This window comes from Luteolibacter yonseiensis, from assembly GCF_016595465.1.
In the GTDB taxonomy this organism is placed as follows: domain Bacteria; phylum Verrucomicrobiota; class Verrucomicrobiia; order Verrucomicrobiales; family Akkermansiaceae; genus Luteolibacter; species Luteolibacter yonseiensis.
This window is the reverse complement of record NZ_JAENIK010000011.1, coordinates 1,160,616-1,181,065: the sequence shown is the minus strand read 5'-3', so window position 1 is coordinate 1,181,065 and position 20,450 is coordinate 1,160,616. Positions and strand designations below refer to the sequence as shown.

Genomic DNA, 20,450 nt, shown 5'->3' with positions numbered 1-20,450 from the left:
AGTGGAGGTTCAGAACCATCCGTGCCGCGACGACCGATGCAAGCGGCGCGGAACACGGTCATCCGTTTTCCATATCACCGTGCCGCACCGTTTTTCCATCCTCCTGATTCTCGCGCTTGGCAACTTCGCGCGTGCCCATGTCGGATTTGAGAACGACACGGAAATCCGCGTTTTTCCCGACAACATGCGGGTGGTCGTCCGCACGTCGATCCCGTTCGCCCAAGCCTTGCTCGGAAACGGCATCCCTCCGATCACCGACGAGGCCGGGCAGGCGGCTGCCAAGGCACTTCTGGAACAATCCCCCACCCATCTGATTTCTATCATCGCGGGTGGAGACCCCTTGCTGCCGGATCAGGTGGAATGCCTGTCCGAGGTGCAGGATGACATCGCCTTCATCCTGACCTACCCACGGCCCCGGATCTGGCCGGTCTCGGTGAAGGCGGAATTTTTCCCACGATTCGGCAATCTGGAAAGCGGAGCCATGGCGGTGTTCGATTGCACCGCCTCCCGCTTCAACCGTGATGCGGAACCGCTGGAAAAGAAAACCGTCGATGCCCGTGATCCCTCGCTCACGTTTTCACTGGCCCCGGTGGATCATACGATGAAACCGAAGGAAGTTCCGGCGCCCGCATCCGAAGCCGGGTCTCCGGATATTGAAAAGATCGCGGGCATCGGCCTGTTCATCATCACGGCGGGCGTGGTCATTCTCCTCGCCCGACGGAGCTGGCGAGGTCTCGACGAAGGGGCTTAACCCGTTCGTGTGATGGACGCCGTCCGGGTCACCGCAGACCTTTCGCATGACAGGGCGGGATCATCCCGTCCTCCGGCTGCAAACCCATGAACCGCCTGCTTCTCAAATCCACCATCGCCTGCGTCACGGCGTTGTTTTTCACCAACCCCGCCTCAGCCCAAAGGCAGATGGAACGCCTGGGCCGCGGCATCGTAGCCGTCAGGACGAACAGCACGCAGGTTTACATCGGCTGGAGGCTGCTCGGAAATGATCCTCCGGATGTCGCGTTCAACCTCTACCGTTCGGCCAATGGCGCGACTGCGGTGAAAATCAACGCCACGCCGCTCACCGCCACCAGCGACTATCTCGACACCCCGCCGAACCTGGCTGGCACGGGTTATTCCTATTCCGTAAAACCCGTTCTGTCAGGAGTGGAGACGCAGGACATATGGGCACATCCCTCCAGCACACCATTCACGCTTCCGGTAGCCCCTCCCACCCGCCAATACATCCCCGTCCCCATCCGACCGACTCCGGACGACACACCGACCGCGTCCTACCGGGTGAAATTCTGCTGGGTCGGCGACCTCGATGGTGATGGCGAATATGATTTCGTGGTGGACCGCACGAATCCGAATGTGGAGGCACGCCAGTGGCTGCAGGCCTACAAGCGCGACGGCACCCTGCTCTGGCAGATGAACATGGGGCCGAACAGTGTCTATCACTACAACATCGAACCGGGTTCGTCCGCCATCGGCATCGGACATGGAGACAACGTCACGGTGTATGACATGGACGGTGATGGAAAATCAGAAGTCATCGTCCGCACTTCGAACGGCGTGGTCTTCGGAAACGGAGCCGTCGTCAGCGGCGGTGCCAGTGACAACGCCCAGTTCCTGTCCATCGTCAATGGCATGACAGGCGCGGAGATGGCCCGCGCCCCCGTGCCGAATCCACGTCTCGCGGACGGCCCGATGAACGGTCACATGGGCATCGCCTATCTGGACGGGCTGCGTCCTTCGGTCATTCTCGCCGCGAAAAACCGTGATTCGAACAATGACTTCCACGGCGTCATCACCGCGTGGGATTGGCGCGGTGGCGCGCTCGGCCAGCGTTGGTCATGGATGGACTCCGGCGCCCTCCATGCCCCGGAGGGACATCAGATCCGCATCGCCGACGTGGACAACGACGGCAAGGACGAGTTCGTCGACATCGGCTACGTGCTTGATGACAACGGCACCCAGTTGTTCAACATCGGCGAAATCGTCCACGGCGACCGCTTCCATCTGACGGACATCGACCCTGACCGGCCCGGCTTGGAAAACTTCGTCATCCAGCAGAACAACGGCACCGGACTGGCCACCGCGCTCTTCGATCCCGGCAATGGCAGAATGATCAGGAAATGGTATGCGGGCGGAGTCGTCGATGTCGGACGTGGCGTGGTCGCGGACATGGATCCGTCATGGAAAGGGTGTGAATTTTTCTCCACCCAGCCGGGCATTTACAACTCGAAGGGTGTCCAGATCTATCCGAGCCAGCCGTTCCCGCCGGAAGCCATCTGGTGGGACGCCGACCTCAGCCGCGAGTTCATCGCCACCGTCGGCAGCACGGCGGAGAGTCCGGCCATCAGCAAATTCAATCCGGCGAATCCCGGAGGCTTCTCCCGCCTCTACACCATCTACAACGAAACCCCTCCCGGCGTCTATCAGGCCTACGGCGGCCGCCCCGCCTTCTGGGGCGACATCCTCGGCGACTGGCGCGAGGAGCTGCTGTGCGTCGCGAACGACAATTCGGAACTGCGGATCTACACGCCGAAGACCGGTTCCGTCACCCGCATCTACACGTTGATGCACAATCCCCAGTACCGCATGCAGGCCACCACCAAGGGTTACGTGCAGGCGAACTACGTGGATTACTACCTCGGCACCGGCATGACACCTCCACCACCCGCCCCGATGGCGGATGCGAAACTCACCTGGCGCGGTGGCCCGGGTAACACCGTTTGGGACACCACCACACCGGGCTGGCTGAATGGCAGCTCCAACAGCACGTTCACCAATGGCGACAGCGTGCGTTTCGACATCGGAGCGAACAACACCACGACCATAGCTCTGAGCGGCACGCTCCAGCCGTCTTCCCTCACCTTTTCCTCGCCCAAGTCCCACGTCTTTGACGGCAGCGGAGGAAGCCTGTCGGGCACGATGCCGCTCGTGAAAAACGGAGCCGGAGGCATGACCCTCACGGGAAACCACAACTACACCGGCAGAACAACCGTCTGGGATGGCGCGCTGATCCTGAATGGAAATCTGCAACAAAGTCCCGTCACCGTCTGGGGTGGCATTTGGGGTGGAGCCCCCGCCGCGGGTCTGACGGGCGGCAGGATCGGCGGCACCGGCACCTTCTCCCAACCCGTCACACTCGGCTACCGTGGAGCGATCACTCCGGGTGACGGCATGGGAAGTGCGGGCACGTTGAATTTTACCAACGGCCTTACCGCCCAGGACGGTTCCTATTTCGCCTTCGATCTCGCGGCCGGCCCCGCCGGAACAAGCGACCGCATCGCCATCACGGGCAACCTGAGCTTGGCCGGGAAGGTGGGAATCGTCATCAAGGCTCTCGAAGGCACTCTCTCCCCCGGCACCTACACTCTTGCGACCTATTCCGGCACGCTCACTGGCAATGTCTCGAACTTCGCCGTCACCGTCCCGCCCGGCACACCCCATACCCTGACGGCGGGATCAGGTCAGGTGAATCTCATCATCCCCGTGACCCGGCCACCCGCCAGCGTCGTCTGGCGTGGCAGCGGCGGGGCCTGGGATCTCGCGGGTTCCGCGAATTGGCTCGCTGAGGGAGAACCCGATGTCTTCGTATCCGGCGACCACGTCACCTTCAACGGCAGCGGTTCCGCCTCCCCCATCGCCACTCTCACCGGAGCCCTGCCCGTCGGCAGTCTGACGGTGAACTCCGCGTCCGACTACACGCTCACCGGCAGCGGCTCCATCAGCGGGAGCGGCGGTCTCACCAAGTCGGGAACCGGAACACTCACCATTTCCACCGTCAACGACTACACCGGACCCACCCTGCTCAATGGCGGCGTGCTCGCCATCGATTCCTTGGGCGATGCGGGCACGCCCGGTTCCATCGGTGCCGCCACCGCCGCCGCGGGCAATTTCGTCATCAATGGTGGCACGCTGCGGCTCACCGGATCGCAGACGAACACAAACCGCAGCCTTACCCTCGCGGCGTCCGGCGGCGGCTTCGACATCGCGACGAACGGCAGCTCCATGCAGATCAGCGGAGCCATCGGAGGCAGCGGCGGCCTCGTGAAAACCGGTCCCGGCACCCTCATCCTTGCCAAGGCGAACACTTATACCGGCGGCACCACCATCAACCAGGGCACCATCTATCTGGCAGGCTCCAGCCCCAACAGTTCCGGATTGGGCAGCGGCTCCGTCACCCTGAACAACGGCACGCTCACCATGGCGAACGTGCAGGCCAGCGAAACCGCCGCCTGGAATGTCGTCGTCCCGACGGGGGCGACAGGCCGCTTGAACGCTGACGGGCGCTGCTCGCTCACCGGCTCCCTGACGGGCGGCGGCGTCTTCAATTTCTACACCCCGTATGTCCGCACCGATCTCAAGGGCAACTGGTCAGCCTTCTCCGGCCGGATCAATCTCATCGGCGGGGCGGATGGCGGGGAAATGCGTGTGACCAATACTTTCGGATTCGCAGGATCGTCGATCAATGTCGGTGAGAACGGATTCGTTTACTACAACATTTCCAGCAGCAGCCCCACCCTCGATATCGGCGAACTGACCGGCTCCGCCACCTCCGGCATCGGTGGTGGTCCCACCGCGGGACGCACGGTCACCTGGCGCATCGGCGGAAAAAACACCGACGCCGCTTTTGCCGGAGCCATCGTGAACAGCACCGGCACGACCGCCGTCACCAAGATCGGCAGCGGCATCTGGACACTGTCGGGAGCATCCACCCATACCGGCGCGACACTCGTCAGCACGGGCACTCTCCGGGTCGACGGCAGCACCACCGGCAGCAATCTGACGGTGTCCGCCAACGCGGCCCTCGGCGGCACCGGCATCATCACCGGAAATGTAGTCTTCCAAAATGGAGCGGTTCTCGAACACGGGACACCCGGAGCGACACCACCTTCCATCAAGGGAAACCTGACGCTCGGCACCACCCTGATCGTCCGCCCGATTCCTGGCACCGCTCCTGTCGCGGGAACCCACACCTTGCTGACCTATACCGGCACGCTTGCCGGGACGCCCGCGTTGTCGTGGCAGGCTCCCGCCGACACGAATCTTGTCGCCACATTCGACATTTCCACGCCCGGCACCATCATCATGACGCTTGCCAAGAAGACCGGCACCGCCAACCTCGCGTGGACCGGCGCCACCAGTTCAAACTGGGACACCACCTCCGCCAATTGGACCAACGCCGGCAGCAACCTCGCCTTCTCGAACGGCTCCATCGTTTCCTTCACCGATGCCGGAAATGCGACGAATCCCGTCAACATCCCGCTCGATGTCGAACCGGACGAGATCATCGTCAACGCGACGAAGGACTACACCTTTTCCGGAAACGGCAAAATCATTGGAGAAACCGCGCTCGGCAAAAGCGGAGCAGGTGTTCTGAACATCGCCACAGCCAACACCTACTCGGGAGGAACCATGATTTCCGGAGGAACGCTTTCCATCGGCAACGCCGCGGCCCTTGGCAGCGGTCCGGTCACTCTCGCCGGAGGAACATGGGCCACTGGCGCGCTCACACCGGGCAACCCCATCATCGTTACCGCGAACTCCACCATCACCGGTGGCAGTGGCAGCGGTGCCCAGGGAATCAAGGCCGTCAGCGGCAGCCACACGCTCACGCTGACGGCCACGAATGTTTTCGACATCGAAGGCAGCCTGACGGATTTTTCCGGGACGATTTCCCTCAACGGCAGCGGCTCGTTCCGGTTGTTCGGCAGCGCCGGCAGCCCGAACGCGGCGTTCGATCTCGGAACACGGGGACTCGGAAGCAGGTCGGGCAGCGCTTTCGCACTTGGCTCGCTCACCGGTGCGGCGGGTTCCACACTTGGCGGAGCGGGTGGATACAACTCCGCGGTGACCTATGCCATCGGTGGAAACAACACCTCCACCACCTTCTCCGGAAGCATCAACAATGGCAACACCGCCGGCAACGCGGGAAACATCACCCATTTGCTCAAGACCGGCGGCGGATCCCTCACCCTGGCGGGAACCAACAATTATACCGGCAACACCACCATCAACACCGGCAGGCTCCTCGTCACCGGATCGCTCGCCAACACCGCGGTGACCGTCGCCGCCACGGCCACCCTCGGTGGCAGCGGCAGCATCGCCGGAGCGGTCACCTGTCATGGCACGCTGTCACCTGGTGCTCCCATCGGAACCCTGACGCTTGCGAACGGACTCACCCTGTCCCCCACGAGCGTGCTCCACTATGAACTTGGCAGCAGCCCGGACAAGGTGGCGGTCACCGGAAACCTGACACTCGCAGGGACCCTCAACGTCACTCCCACCGCCGGCTTCACCGCCGGAAACCACATCCTCATCACCTACACCGGCACCTTGACCGATGACGACGGACTACAAATCGGCACGCTCCCGGCAGGCTACGAGGCCACCATCAGCACGACCACGCCTGGCGAAGTAAGACTCATCGTCACGCAGGACCGTACACCTTTCGAGGAATGGCAGCTTGCGAATTTTGGCAGCACCTCCGATCCGAACGCCGGCCCGGCCGCCGATCCGGATGGAGACGGCACCCTCAACGAAACCGAGTTCCGTCTCGGGCTCGATCCGAAAAGCGGCGCGTCATCCTTCAAGGCCACCGGTGCCATCACACCTTCGGGTTTCACGCTGACCTGGCCCTCCGCCGCCGGACTGGTCTTCGAAGTCCGGCGCGGCGCCGATCCCGCCGGGCCATGGGAACTGCTGGAAACCCTCGCACCGATCACGGACGGCCCCGGACATTTCACGGATAGCGAACCACCGCCGACCGGAGCGTTTTACCGGATCATCCTGCTGCCGTGAATCTTCCGGAGAGGGACCGACGGGCTGAAAAAATCTTCACCCGTCGACCATCCCTCGCCTGTCGTCGATCGCGTCCGTCAGATCCCACCCGATTTCAGAAGAGCGGCGATGTCGAATTCGGCCTTGCGGGCCTTGCGGCTGCAAAACGCGTTGGCTTCCGCATCGTTGCCGAAGGACTCGGTCTTCACATCCCATGTCACCTTGCGACCGAGTTTCATGCTGATCCAGCCGGCGCAACACGCCTGCACGCTGCGGGCCGCTTCATCCACCGGGGCGATCGGATCCTTGTTCGCGACAATCGCCTCCAGCCAGTTCCGGTATTGATTGCTGCTGGGCGCGAGACGTTTGGCATCGGCACCGAGCGGACTGATGAGTTTCGGATCGCTGGCACGCAGGGCGCTTTTTCCATCATCCTTGGAACCGTTCCCATCGCTGGCGGTGACTTTCACCGCGCCACGGGTGCAGAAGATCCAGCCTTCCTCGCCTTCGATTTTAAGACCGTTTTCAAATTTGTTATCCAACACCACCTTCACGTCGTCCGGATAGAGCATCTCGATGTGGTAGGTGTCGTGCACGGTCCATTGGTCATCCTTCATGAATCCCGCCTTGGCTTCGACCGTGCTCGGGCCGCCGAGCTGCTGGCCCATGACGAGGTGGGCGATGTCGAGGTGGTGTGCCCCCCAGTTCGTGATCATGCCGAGGCCGAAATCCTCGGTGGTGATCCAGCCGGGACGACCGCCGAAGCTGTCCTGCGGATGAACGCGGCCTTCCATGTAATCCTGCTGCGGCGCGGAGCCCAGCCAGGTATCGAAATCGAATCCCGCAGGGATCGGCATGGCCTGCGGTTTCCTGCCGCTCGCCTTGTCCAGCCCCACGCCGATCTGGATGGACTTCAGCTTGCCGACACGGCCGTTCCAGACCGATTCAATGGCGGCGCGGAACGCGGTGAAGGGATTCTCCGAACGTTGCTGGGAACCCGTCTGGAGGATCACTTTCTTCGCCCGGACGGCGGTGCGGAGGGCGATGGACTCCTGGATGTTATAGGTGAGCGGCTTCTGGCAATAGATGTGTTTTCCTGCGATGGCCGCGGCGGAAGCGGCCAGGCCATGCCAGTGGTCCGGCAGGCTGACGACCACGGCGTCGATGGTGGGATCCGCCAACAACTCGCGGTAGTCGGAATAAACCTTCACCGAAACGGAGGACTCGCCGTCCTTCTTGTATTTTCCCTCGATGCGGCGCTTGCCCTCGGCGGCGCGTTTCGGATCAAGATCACAAACCGCGACGACGCGGGCGAGCTTCTCAGACAGGATCGATTCCATGTCCGCCAGCCCCATGCGGCCACAGCCGATCTGCGCGACCTGGATCCGCTTGTTCGGAGAATCCTGCGCGAAGAGAGAGCCGGAAAAAATGCCGGGGACGGCGATCAGCCCGGCACTTGCGCCGAACGTGGTTTGAAGAAAATGACGACGGGTATACATGGTAAAAAGAGTTATGTAAATATGATTCAACAACGAAGCCGGCAGCCACGAAACATACCGGCACACGAATGAAAAGAGGGAGATCAGAACTCACGGATCCTGATCCGGATCTTCCTCCCCACTTCCGTGTATTCCGAGTATTCCGTGGTTCCTTTCGAATCGATGATTATTTCGAAAGATCACGGATCTTGATGTTCTTGTAGAACACCTGGTTTCCATGATCCTGGAGCAGGATGTGGCCTTCCGGAAGCTCGCCGAAGTTCGGCCACACCTTGTATTTGCTGATGGCGACGAGATCGCGCCATTCCTTGCCACCGCGCTCGATGTCGATGGTCTTCACACCGTTGAGCCAATAGGTGAGCTGTTTGCCCTTGGCGAGGATGCGGGCGTTGTTCCACTGGCCCACGGGATTGACCTTCTTGTCGGCGGGCGCGGTCTTCATGTCGTAGAGCGAGCCGATGGTGCGGTTGCCGTCGCGGCCGAGCTTGGCGTCCGGGTGGCGGGCGTCATCAAGGATCTGGAATTCCGGCCCGATGGCGGAACCCTCTCCCTTGTTGATGGAGGGATCCACAAACGTCTTGATCCCGCTGTTCGCACCGGCGGTGATCTTGAAATCCACGCTCAGCTCGAACTCGGAATACTTGTCCTTGGTGATGATGTCACCCGCCGCGGCGGATTCGGCACCGCCGGTTTCGTTGATGGTCAGGATGCCGTTATCCATTTTCCAGCCGGCCTTGGGGAAATCCGGTCCCTTGGCGCTGCGCCAGCCATCGCTGGTCTTGCCGTCCCACAACAATTTCCAGCCCGCGGATTTCTCCTCATCCGTGAGGGTGTTGACGGTCTTGTCCTCGACCTCCTGGATTCTGAGATTCCGCCAGCGCACCTGGGTGCCGTCCTTTTCCTTCTCCTTGCCGATGCCGTGGACCTGCAACGCGATGAAACCGGACGGCGTCACCGAGTCCTTGATCTCCGCACAAGGCGTGCCGTTCAACGTCGTCTTGATGGAGTCGCCGATGGCTTCCACCCGCACCTTGTTCCAATCCTCCTGTTTGAAAATCTTCCTGCCCTGGTCGGTGAATTCCTTGCCATTTCCGCCGAGGATGCCGGGATAGAGCCAGCCACGGCGCCCTTCTTCATAGATGCCCGCGGCCCACCAGCGGTTTTGTTTCGGATTCGGGTCGATCTCGATCTGCAGGCCGTGGACGACGTTCGCGCCGGTCTTGTATTTCTTCCCCTGCCACTCGAGTTCGGTTGCGGTGGGGTAGCTGTTGCTGCGGATCTGCACGCCGGAGTTCAGCCTTGGATCGACCTTGAATTCATATTCCAGAATGAAATCGCCGTAATCCCGTCCGGTGCAGAGGAAGGAGTTCGGCGTGTCCATGGTGGAGGTGCCGACGATGCTCCCGTCCTCGATGGTGTACTTCGCCTTTCCACCGCGCTGGACCCAGCCTTCGATGTCCTTGCCGTTGAAAAGATTCGTCCAGTTGTCGGCGGCGAACGCGCTGCCGAAGGTGGCGATGAAAACGAGTGGTGTGAGGAAACGGTTCATAGGTTTTGTCATTAAAAAAAGACTGGAGTGTGGATACGGAAGCTGCGGACGATTCTTGCGGATCTAACACTAAAAGGGGACATCTCCGGATCCCAGGAAGCCATCTTCCGGGGCGGGTCTTCTGTAAGTTGGAAACTGTTTTCCGGCTCCCGCCCTGTCAAGGTCGCGCTGGCCATGTGTCTGAAGCGAGGTGGCGAAATCATGAAAACCCCTCATTTGAGCATTTCGACCCCCAACCTGCAGAACAGGCTTGTGGCGTCCCCGGCGATCGGAACGTCGGTGCGGATGGTGCACATTTCAGTGATGCCGTCCCCGGTGGCGACAGGAGGAGCGACCTCGGAGGCCGACCGGGCGGTCCAGCTTCCGGCACCGAGGGTCGATGATGTCTCCACGCTGAACCGGAGGCCCCGCGCGGCGCTGTCGATGCGGCGCAGGTAGGTGAACTGAAGATAGCGCACGTCCTCCTGTTCGACGATCTCCATCTGCGGAACCAACGAATGCGCGCCTTTCTTTCTTCCGGCGGTTTTCGGGTCCGAACCCATCGCATATTCCCAACGGTTGCTGATGCCGTCGTTGTCGCTGTCCGCGTCCGGTTCGGTCGCGATGATGCCGTTGTCGGTCCGCCAGGCGTCCCACTGTTGATCGAAAGTGTCCGCGGGCATGACCCAGATGTTCCTGAACTGCACCCGGCCGATCGCGGCGGAGGAGTGCGCCTGGAGCAGGAGGGCATGCAGCCCGGAAGACTCGGCGGCGGAGGCACCGGTGCTGTCGGGAATCTCCACATCATCGTGTACCAGCATGCCGTTCCACCTGACCGTGGCGCGGGCGTTGCTCACCTTGGTGTCTCCGCTCCAGCGGGCGGCGGTGAACCAGATGTCATACCCTTGCCAGGCCCCGGCACCGAGGCTCGCGTTCTGCGAGGCAGGACGCTGGAGGTAGAGGGCTCCGGCGTCGTTGTTTGCCAAGGTGGCTCCTGCGGGTGTGTTGAGAATCTGGATTTCATAACTCCGCTGGAGCTTGATGCCGGAGTTGCCCGCCTCCTGGCCAGTTCCTCCGGCGGGTGACAGCCATTCCGCATGCAATCGGAAATCCTTGAACCGTTGCACGGTGGAGATGTCGTTGGGCAGCGAGTCGGAGTCCACCGCCATCGCGCCGTTCGTCACCGGCCAGTTGGGCGAGGTGCCGTCCGCATCGCGTCTCCACTGGGCGTCGCGGGTGGCGGTGGTGCCGTCGAAAAGCACCCAGGCATTCGTCGGCGGCGCGGGAGGACCGCTGAGCGCGAGGTGATCGACATTCGCACCACTCGACCCGGTGGAAGTCGCACGGATGGTGTTGATGCCCTTGTTGAGCGTCACCGCCAGCGGCGGGGTCATGACGTAGTTGGTCCAGCCGCCCGTGAGGCTGAAAGGCAGCGTCACCCTGGACCCCGCCTGGCCGTTCGTCTGGATTTCGAGAGGCCGGTTGCCGGTTCCGTTGTTGGCATAGCGGAAGGAGATCGTATGCGCTCCCGCGTGGGCCGCGTTCACCGTCCATTCGACATATTCCCCGCTGTTCGCCACATAATCCGCGAAACCCGTCCCGGTGAAACCAAGGTTGTCCGTACCGACCCGGACTCCCACCCGGGTGGCATCCTCCGCTTCGTAAACGATCGTCTGCACCGGTGCGACCGGAGAGGTTGGCTCGGTCGGAGGATTGAGCGGGACGAAATCCGGTCCTGCGGCGGCGGGCCGTTGGTTGAGCGTGTACCAGGCCTCGGTGGCCCAGGGCGAGACGTTGTTGTCGTTCTTGAAATTCCGGATCCGGAAGTAGGCGACCTTGCCATTCTCCAAAGACGGGATTTTCAGGAAAACCTTCCGGCGGTCCTGCGACACGCCGATGTCGGTGACGCTGCGGGTGACGGTGCCGACTTTCGGTCCGCCATAGCTGATCGTCGGAGTGTATCCATACTGCTGGACCTGGTAGTTGGCGGCCTGCGAGGCGATCGCATACGGCACCGGCTGGGTGAATTCCACGATGAAGCCGTCCGCCCGCGCGCGGATGCTCTGGATCTCGAAGGTGGTGAGTCCGTTCGGCTGGAGCTTCTGCAGGCCGAAGGTCTTGTTGTTCCAGTTCCAGTTCCCGCCCGCGCCGAGTCCTCCGGCATAGAGCGAGCCGTCCGGTCCCCAGACGAGGCGGTTCATTCCGGTCTCCAGACCTTGGGTGAATTGGAAGACCACGCCCTGGTATTCTCCGTTGATCTTTTCCATGAAGACACGGTTGATGCCGCCATGGGTGAGTTCCGCGAAAAGCATTTGTCCGGCATACGCACCACTCGGAATAATGACCGGTTGGGCGGGCGAGTTGGAAATCTCGCCGTGTGGCAGCCAGAGAGCCGGGGCCTTCGCGGCGGTGGTGCCCGCGGGATTCACCTGGTGACCGTAGAACTCGCCGGGCCTGATGTGGTTGATCCGCGAGGACGGCAGCCAATCCCCCTGGTTGTCACCGCCGAACAACTCGCCATCCATCCCGATGCCCAGTCCGTTCGGCGTGCGCAGGCCGCTGGCCATGATCTGCCAGGTACGCGTGGCCTCATTGATCCTCAGCAATGATCCGGGACCGTTCGGCACCGGATAGGCAGGCTGGGAACCCGGCAGGTAGGCGGTGTCCCCACCCTTCAACGGAGTGGAGGTGGTGACCCAGAAGTAACCGTCCTTGTGGACGAGGTTGAAGGCGAACTCGTGGTAATTGAACGACGCGGGCCAACCATGGGCCACCGCGACGTATTCGTCGGCCATGTCGTCCCCATCGAGATCGACCAACCGGGTGACTTCCTGCTTCTGGGTGACATAGATGCTCCCGTTCACCACCTTGAGCCCAAGCGGCTCACCAAGACCTTCTGCGAATCTTTTCACCGTCACGGCACCGGGCCCGTTGAGATTTCCCAACAGATAGACCGCCCCCACCGTATCCCATGTACAGATCGCGAGCCGCCCGTCCGGCAGGAAGTCCATCCCACCCACGCGCGGCTGGAACCCGGCGGGGCGGAAATTCACCAGCTTGAACCCGGGGTGCACGCCCGTGAGCGGACGACCGTCTCCCGGTCCCCCGGCGGTCCCCCCCTCGCCGTCCTCATAATAGAAATTCTTGGTGCCTGGGGAAGTCACGTGGATCTGGCCGTCTTCCGTCTCGAAAGCACTGGAGGGCATCTTGACGAACTCCGACGCTCCCGGCGGTTTCCACTCCAGCAACAAACGGGAGCCACCGGTATTCTGATAGAAATCCAGGTAGAACGGATAACTCCCCGCGAGCAGGCTCAGCGTCGCCTGGCTGGAATGGAGATCCGGCTGGTCGTTGTCGATCACCAGCGTGGCGCTCTCTCCGACGAAAAATTTCGCGCCGTCATCGCTGGTGAGGCGGAATTCATAAGTCCCGCTCACCGGCACGACGAGTTTTCCCCACACGTGGCCCAGATAGTATTGCGAAACCGGCGCACCGTAGCCGGTGGGCCAGCTTCCGGTGAAGTCCACCGCCGGATAGTCCTCCGCGGCGTTCGGTGTCTGGCCATCCACCAGCACGGGGATCTCACGCAGCGACTGGCCCAGTTCATAGACCCAGACCGTCACGCCGGGTTTCATCGCCGGACCTTGGGCGTGGGCGAGGCCTGCCAGCAAAACAGCCGCGACAACTGAAAAAAATCGTCTCATGGGGTCCAGGTCGTGTTCAACGTGCATTCGCCGTTTGATGTGAAATCGAGGAAGGTGTCCCCTCCCGCCGTGCGCAGGGCTCCCGCTCCGGAAAGCGTGCGGGCGGCGTTGTAGCCGGTGCCGTCGAGTTCCAACGAAAGCACCGCCCCTGCGGGCAGTCCGCTTACCGTGAATTTCCGGGTCATCGCCGCACCCGCGAGCGCTTCCGGCGCCTCGTGGACGGCCACACGGACATCCCCCGGGAGGACGATGTCATATTTGATGACGATCCCGTCCGTCTGGTTCACCAATTGGTAGCCGCGCCAATCCACCCGGGCGTTGACCGGCGAACCGTCCTGCCGCGCGGACCATGCCTGGTAATCCCCGAACAAGGAAACGTTCTGCAGACCGGTGGATGCGCCGGTCGTGGGAATGAACCGCAGACGGACCTGGCTGCCGTTCACGGCAAGCTGCTTCTGGTTCCCGTCCTCCGGAGGCGAGGAAAGTGAATCCCAGTATTGGGCGTCCCAGGTGGCTCCGTTGTTGTTGGAAACCTGCACGCGCAGGACGCCGCCGGAGCCGGGAGTGAAATAGTTGAGCATCACGTTCCCATATTTCGTGAGGTCCAGTGCGGGCGACGTCAGGACGGCGGAGCTGCTTCCGAACGACCACTGGCCGCCCGTGGTGACACCGGAAGACGTCCACCCTGCCGGAATCACCGTTTCATCCAGATTTCGGAAAACAAACGCGTCCTCCAACTGGTGGTAGGTCGTGCCGAGCGTGACCGAGTTCTTCTGGCTGAAATCCCACACCTTGCCTTGGAACTGGACGCCTCCGTTCCAAACCTTGTGCAACGTCCCGTTCGCCGGGTTGTAAGACGCCCAAAGGTCGGATCGCAGCGCGAGCACCAGCATGCGTGTCTTGTTTTCCAGAATCATCCGGAACGCCCACGGCTCGCGGCCGCGGGTCGCCGCATGCGCGTCGCCCGCGACGAGCGCCGGCAATGCGAGCAGACAAAGTCTGTGAACCATCGGGCTTTTTTTCATTGTTCAGGTGAATTCACACTGCGAGACCTCCGGCAAAGCGGGACAAGTTCCCGATAACTACCGAGAACACAGGAAGTTTCATGGGGTTTTGAAAGGAGAAACGGAAAAACGTCATCAAACCCGACAGGTGGGCGGCACGGTTTCGTGGATTCCTCCACAGGAATGCGATACACCCTCGACTCCGATCATCTTCCTCTCTTCCACAATTCCGCATCGATCTTCTCCCGGTCCTCGCGAGGAAGCCTCAGCTCATCCATGAGATTCGTATAAAACCTGATCTCTTGGGAGGAAACATCTCCGGCGTGGCGTGACACGGATCTGAGAAGAGTCGAGACCTGGCCAGCCGGAGAACCGATGGAGCGAAGGGCTTCAAGCGCCCACGGACTGGCTCCATTCGGATTGATCACTCCCAGCGCGACCACTATCCTGTCTTCGTCACCGGGCAGCTCCGCCATCACTTCCGCAATCGCCATGCGGGGTCCCCAACTGTCGTTGAAGAGATCATCCAGAGCCCTGTTCCGGTCATCCTGCGAAAATTCAGCCAGCTTGGGGAGCAGCCAGCGGATCGCCTCCTTTTCCTTTCCTCCGACTGCTTTTCCCGCGAAAAGGGCTCCCATATACATCGCGGCCTGTTGCCCTTCGGTCTGGGCAAGCTCCCGCACACCCGCCCATGCGGCCTCCGGATCCTTCGCGGCCCAGTATTGCACTGTCGTCCGGGAATCCGGCTCTCCTGCGGAGAAGTTATTGATGAAAAGCCGGTAGTCGAAATCGTCCGGCAGCGGGCCGATCGGCATGCCGAATAGCAGATCGTTTCCAAAAATCTTTTTCAGTTCGATCATATCCTCCACCCCACGGGCGGTTGCTCCCCGGATCGCGGCGGCGAGGATGGAGCTGCTGCTGCTTTTCGCAAATTCCAACCGGTAGTGATCATACCACGATTTCGCGAGCGCGGGATCATTTCTGGCAGCACTGCCGATCAGGGAATGAAGGATCGTCTCCCGTCCGCCCGCCACATCAAGCGCATCCGCCCATCGCAGGGCGTTTTCCCCCTCCCGGCGGAAAAGCTCATCAGCAGCCTTGGACAGCAGGGAATCGATTTCCTCCCATCCCTCCTCGCTCATCGAGCGGACCAAATTCCCCATCAGACTGCGGATCTCCGCGCCATCCATCCGCCCCAACTGCATGGATTCCTCCGATCCGCCGGATTCTTCCAATATCCACCAGCGTAAAAGCGATTTGATGTCATGCGCATCCGCCGCAGGGGTCAAAACCTTGCGTGCGGGACGCCCGTCAAGTGTTGCGGAACCGCCCGCGGAGCCATGATCCATCGACGGGCGGGCCCCGGCATGATCCGCGACGAATCTTCCGCCGAAGACTCCTGTTAGAATACCGGCCAGAAGCAGGCCGAACAGAGGCAGATAAGATTTCATCATTTGAAACGGTTGATAATGTTCTCACTGCGACCCTGCGGAGCACCCCACTCGGTGAGCTTCTTGAGGAGCTGATCCTCATCCACCAGATTGAAACGAGGCGTGGCATACCTGCTGTCCTCCTCCGACATCATCGGAGTGTTTTCCAACAGATCGATCCGCTTGCCCGGATCATCCACACCTTCCAGCAGCCGCATCACCTCCACCGAATTCCCCGCACGGATGCTCTGCACGCCAAGCACGAGGAGTTCGTCCAAGGTGGCGGGATCCGTAATTCCCTCAGCAAAGTCACTGATACCGCTGGACGGACTCAACCACCTCCGGCGGTTCAGTCTCACATATTCGGCACGCTCCGCCGGATCAAGCGCGTCGATTCTACCGCCAAGCCACCTCATGTGTTCCGTTTCTTCCTCACCCGGCGCGGGGATCACAATATTGGATGTGATCGACGCCACCCCATGGTTTTCCAGCAGCCAGTCGAACAGCCCGTCCTTGTCTTGGCTACTCCATCCTCGCAGGAACATCGTCCCCCCTTCACGAGGACCGAGCGCCTTGAATTCCTCACTGCCCGCCAACGACCGAAAATCGAAACCTTTCGGAAAATCAATGGGCCGGCGGAGTTTGAAATCGATTTTTTCCTCTCTCATGCTTTTCAGCAGCGCTTCCACCGCCGCCGCTCCCTGTTGCGCACGCCGGCTTAGTGTGAGAACGAGGATTTGATCATAATTGCCGATCAATCTGCGGTGGGAAAGGATGAATGCAAGCCCCTCCTCCGGCTTATCGGCCGGCCAATAATCGCAAAGTCTGAGGCCCAGGCTGCCTTGCAGGCTGGGGGAATCGAGCTTTTCGAACCAGGCGATGGCGGCGGCGAGATCCCGACGCATCCATTCGGCGAAAAGGAAGTTATTCAAGCCTTTTCCGGCCCCGGCGGCCAGCATGATGTCCGGGTTCGACAAGCTCTCATTGAGGGCTTCCCTGATTTCCTCATTCGTCCACTCGGCCAATTTGCCGGAAATCGGGGTACCGCCGGCCTTCCTACCTTTGGCTGCACGATCATGGACCGACTTGAAAAAATCGTCTTCCTTCCAACGGAGCGAAGAAGCGTCTCGCCCCTCGGTTGGTCTGCCGGGTGCGGCTGGAGTCGAAGAGATTTTTTCCACGGATCTCCAACCGATGAATCCTCCCACCAGTGCCGCTCCACAGAATATGACAAGCCCCCTCTTGAACATGATTCCTAATAGGAAAAGGGAGGCAAAAACGTCAACAAGATTTCACAACCCAACAAACTGAAAATCAGTGAATGCCGCGCGAACCCCTTTTACATCGTCTGCCATCAGCCTCCCAAATAGCTCATCTCCGCCTTGGGCCGCGATACACGCCCACGCTCTTCCGAATAACGATCCGAGCGCACCTGCCAAACCGAACGCACGGCTTCCCGCAAGACATCCCCGTTCATCCCGCTTCGCAGGATACCGCGCAGGTCATGTCCGTCCGCGGCGAAAAGGCAGGTGAAGATTTTCCCGTCCGCCGACAACCGCAGCCGCTGGCAATCACGGCAGAACGGTTTGGTAACCGACCGGATCAACCCGACTTCTCCCGCTCCACCAGCATGTTTCCAGTGCGCGGCCACCTCGCCCCGATACGCGGGATCACGCGGCACCAAGGGAAATTCGGTTGCGAGAATCGATAGAATTTCATCCCCGGAGACCACCTCATCGAGTTTCCAACGGTTGGATTCCCCCACGTCCATATACTCGATATAACGCAGATCCACTCCGGTCGATTTCGCCCAACGGGCGAGCGGCAGGATCTCCCCTTCGTTCACGCCCCGCTGGATCACCGCATTCACCTTCACGGGCAGGCCGAAGGCCCGGGCGGAGGAAATTCCCGCGAGCACGCGCTCCACCTTCGCTCCGACGCCATTCATTTTTGCGAAAATCACAGGATCCAGCGCATCCAGACTCACCGTCACCCGGTTCAAACCCGCGAGTGCCAGCGCCTCCGCATGGTGGGCCAGAAGCACCCCGTTCGTGGTGATGGCGATGTCCCTCACTCCCTCGACCGTCGCAAGCATGGCGACAAGATCCTCCAGCCCCCGCCGCATCAGGGGCTCTCCCCCTGTCAGCCGTATTTTCCCGATGCCCAGGGGAACGAGTGCCCGCACGAGGGTGATGATCTCCTCGAACGTCAGCAGTTCCTCACGCGGCATGAACGCGTATCCCGGTCCGAAGACCTCCACCGGCATGCAGTAGCGGCAGCGGAAATTACAACGATCCGTCACCGAAATGCGCAGGTCGCGCAAGCCTCGGCCCAGTAGATCGGTTGGCAGTTCCATCGCGGGAAAGATGGACACGCCGCCTTCCCTCCGCAATGGGAACAATGGGATTTCCGGAAAAACAGGAAGGAGTTGTTTTCATGACTCCCATCAATCCCATTCCAGGCTAGGCGAGCACCTCCCTCACCACCCGCGCGGGTTCGACCCCTGTCAGTTTCTGGTCCAGTCCCTGGAACTTGAAACTAAGGCGTTCGTGGTCCACGCCGAGAAGATGGAGGATCGTCGCGTTCAGATCCCGGATGTGCATCGGATCCTTGACGATGTTATACGAGAAATCATCGGTCTCGCCATAGACCGCCCCGGCTTTCGCCCCGCCACCCGCCATCCACATCGAGAAGCAGCGCGGGTGATGGTCACGCCCGTAATTGTCCGCCGTGAGCCCGCCTTGGGAATAAACCGTGCGACCGAACTCCCCTCCCCATACCACGAGCGTGTCGTCCAGGAGGCCGCGCTGCTTCAGGTCCGCCATGAGCGCGGCGGTGGGTTGGTCGATGTCTTCCGAGAGGGTTTTGATGTTTGTCGGCAGGTTCGTGTGATTGTCCCAACCGCGATGGAAGATCTGGGTGAAGCGCACCCCCCGCTCGGCCAGACGGCGGGCCATCAGGCAGTTGTAGGCATAGGTGCCCGGCTCCTTCGCCTTTGGTCCGTACATGTCCCAGATGGACTGGGGTTCGTTGGAAAGATCCGTCAGCTCCGGCACGGAGGTCTGCATGCGGAACGCCATTTCATACTGGGCGATGCGCGCGTTCGTCTCGGGATCGCCGATGCGTTCGTAGAGCTGGCGGTTCATGTCGGCCACGCCGTCGATCATCGCCCGCCGGATCGCCGGAGGGACGCCCTTGGGATTGGACAAATGGATCACCGGGTTTCCCCCCGAACGCAAGGCGACACCCGCGTGATCCGGAGAAAGGAATCCCGCCGACCACAGGCGCGATGAAAGCGCCTGGATGTTGTTCGTCGTCGCCAGCTTGGAAGTGAGCACGACGAAGCTCGGCAGATCGTCGTTCATCGAACCGAGGCCGTAGGAAATCCACGACCCGATCGAAGGCTTGCCCGGATTCATGTTTCCCGAGTTCGCCAGCAGGATGGCGGGCTCGTGGTTGATCGCATCCGTATGGAGGGACTTCATCACGGCGAAGTCGTCCGACACCTTCGCGAGATGTGGGAAAAGCTCGCTCACCCAGTGGCCCGCTTTCCCGTGCTGCTGGAATTTGAAAATGGAAGGAGCCACCGGGAACCGCGTCTGCGACGCGGTCATCCCCGTGAGCTGCTGGCCACCCCTGACCGACTCCGGCAGATCCTTGTCGAAATGAGCGGAAAGGTTCGGCTTGTAGTCCCATGTCTCGATCTGGGACGGCGCGCCGGCCATGAAAAGATAGATCGCCCGTTTCGCCTTCGGTGCGAAATGCGGAAGCAGCGCCGCCTGCATTTCCGCAGCCTGGAGCGAGTTCCCGTTCTTCGCGAAAAGCCCTGCGACACTGGCCCACGCCAGCGATTTCCCAGCCCGGGACAAAAACTGCCGCCGTGAGGCAAGCGCGTGCCACTCGGCCTTGAGCTCGGGCGGAATCGGAAGATCCATTACGCTCGGACCTTCGCCACCGTGATCGGAGCAGAGTTGGATAGAGGGAGTTTTCATAAGATAAAGTGATCTATGAGAGATGATGGATGATCAATGATCGACGAATTGAAGAAAAAGAGAGCCATGAAAAAAACACGATCAGAGAGGTGGACGGCGTTTGGATTTAAGACGGGCGGTCTGGATGGAAGCATAAAAAGTCCTTTGAAGCTCGTCTGATTCCTTGAGGATTTTTGTCAATGGTCCGACATCTTCCAGCATCGGCACGCGGACAATCAATTGTAACCAACGTTCGGACTCCCGAAGTTCTTTAAGCGCGATGGACATATTATGAATGAAATCATCAGCAGATTCGCCACCTTGGGCCTCGCCGTGATGAGCCATGGGAGCCGTCCCCGCGCGGATCAACTGTCCGCAAACATGCCTACCTGCAGTGCTTCCCGGAAGCCTTTCGGCGCTGCGGATACAAGCGGCGGCATATTCGAGCAAACGTTCTTCCAGAGATTCACGCTTTCTCTCTTTCTCTACTTCTTCACTCATAGATCTTTGATCATCCATCATCCCTCA

General features: G+C 60.9%; 11 protein-coding genes. 2 read left to right on the top strand and 9 right to left on the bottom strand.

Going from position 1 to position 20,450, the window contains the following annotated elements; translation table 11 throughout:
* The first annotated feature begins 79 nt into the window (after positions 1-79).
* Together JIN84_RS14695 and JIN84_RS14690 are read left to right on the top strand one after the other, a co-directional pair.
* Positions 80-751, top strand: a complete 672-nt coding sequence (locus tag JIN84_RS14695) for a hypothetical protein (RefSeq protein ID WP_200351795.1) — start codon at positions 80-82, stop codon at positions 749-751.
* Positions 752-837: 86 nt separating this feature from the next.
* Entirely contained in the window at positions 838-6,807 is a 5,970-nt protein-coding gene (locus JIN84_RS14690) for a rhamnogalacturonan lyase family protein (protein WP_200351794.1), read from the top strand.
* Positions 6,808-6,884: 77 nt separating this feature from the next.
* Here the strand turns inward: JIN84_RS14690 and JIN84_RS14685 are convergent, their stop codons facing one another.
* From JIN84_RS14685 to JIN84_RS14645, 9 genes are all read right to left on the bottom strand, one after another.
* Positions 6,885-8,285, bottom strand: coding sequence for a Gfo/Idh/MocA family protein (locus JIN84_RS14685; RefSeq protein ID WP_200351793.1), 1,401 nt, complete (start codon positions 8,283-8,285; stop codon positions 6,885-6,887).
* Between the two features lie 166 nt (positions 8,286-8,451).
* Positions 8,452-9,834 carry a 3-keto-disaccharide hydrolase gene (locus tag JIN84_RS14680; RefSeq protein WP_200351792.1) on the bottom strand — a complete coding sequence of 461 codons (1,383 nt, stop codon included), beginning with the start codon at positions 9,832-9,834 and terminating at the stop codon, positions 8,452-8,454.
* Between the two features lie 212 nt (positions 9,835-10,046).
* Positions 10,047-13,517 (bottom strand): 3-keto-alpha-glucoside-1,2-lyase-like domain-containing protein, encoded by a 3,471-nt coding sequence (locus JIN84_RS14675; protein ID WP_200351791.1) that lies wholly within the window; start codon positions 13,515-13,517, stop codon positions 10,047-10,049.
* A complete protein-coding gene (locus tag JIN84_RS14670) occupies positions 13,514-14,542 on the bottom strand; it encodes a hypothetical protein (protein WP_200351790.1) in 1,029 nt (342 codons plus the stop codon). The genes JIN84_RS14675 and JIN84_RS14670 overlap by 4 nt, the downstream gene beginning before the upstream one ends.
* 185 nt (positions 14,543-14,727) lie before the next feature.
* A complete protein-coding gene (locus JIN84_RS14665) occupies positions 14,728-15,975 on the bottom strand; it encodes a hypothetical protein (RefSeq protein WP_200351789.1) in 1,248 nt (415 codons plus the stop codon).
* A complete protein-coding gene (locus JIN84_RS14660; protein WP_200351788.1) occupies positions 15,972-16,976 on the bottom strand; it encodes a hypothetical protein in 1,005 nt (334 codons plus the stop codon). Before JIN84_RS14660 ends, JIN84_RS14665 begins: the two co-directional genes overlap by 4 nt.
* Positions 16,977-17,305: 329 nt before the next feature.
* On the bottom strand, positions 17,306-18,307 hold the full coding sequence (moaA, locus tag JIN84_RS14655) for a GTP 3',8-cyclase MoaA (protein WP_200351787.1): 1,002 nt from the start codon (positions 18,305-18,307) through the stop codon (positions 17,306-17,308).
* Positions 18,308-18,413: 106 nt separating this feature from the next.
* A complete protein-coding gene (locus JIN84_RS14650; protein ID WP_200352040.1) occupies positions 18,414-19,886 on the bottom strand; it encodes a DUF1501 domain-containing protein in 1,473 nt (490 codons plus the stop codon).
* A 138-nt stretch (positions 19,887-20,024) separates the two neighbouring features.
* Entirely contained in the window at positions 20,025-20,423 is a 399-nt protein-coding gene (locus JIN84_RS14645) for a four helix bundle protein (RefSeq protein WP_200351786.1), read from the bottom strand.
* Positions 20,424-20,450 lie beyond the last annotated feature (27 nt).

What these genes read in the sequence shown, in the direction of transcription:
- JIN84_RS14690 (WP_200351794.1), top strand. Translation starts at nt 838, where the DNA reads ATGAACCGCCTGCTTCTCAAATCCACCATCGCCTGCGTCACGGCGTTG.
- JIN84_RS14685 (WP_200351793.1), bottom strand. Translation starts at nt 8,285, where the DNA reads ATGTATACCCGTCGTCATTTTCTTCAAACCACGTTCGGCGCAAGTGCC.
- JIN84_RS14680 (WP_200351792.1), bottom strand. Translation starts at nt 9,834, where the DNA reads ATGAACCGTTTCCTCACACCACTCGTTTTCATCGCCACCTTCGGCAGC.
- JIN84_RS14675 (WP_200351791.1), bottom strand. Translation starts at nt 13,517, where the DNA reads ATGAGACGATTTTTTTCAGTTGTCGCGGCTGTTTTGCTGGCAGGCCTC.
- JIN84_RS14670 (WP_200351790.1), bottom strand. Translation starts at nt 14,542, where the DNA reads ATGAAAAAAAGCCCGATGGTTCACAGACTTTGTCTGCTCGCATTGCCG.
- JIN84_RS14665 (WP_200351789.1), bottom strand. Translation starts at nt 15,975, where the DNA reads ATGATGAAATCTTATCTGCCTCTGTTCGGCCTGCTTCTGGCCGGTATT.
- moaA (WP_200351787.1), bottom strand. Translation starts at nt 18,307, where the DNA reads ATGGAACTGCCAACCGATCTACTGGGCCGAGGCTTGCGCGACCTGCGC.
- JIN84_RS14650 (WP_200352040.1), bottom strand. Translation starts at nt 19,886, where the DNA reads ATGGATCTTCCGATTCCGCCCGAGCTCAAGGCCGAGTGGCACGCGCTT.
- JIN84_RS14645 (WP_200351786.1), bottom strand. Translation starts at nt 20,423, where the DNA reads ATGAGTGAAGAAGTAGAGAAAGAGAGAAAGCGTGAATCTCTGGAAGAA.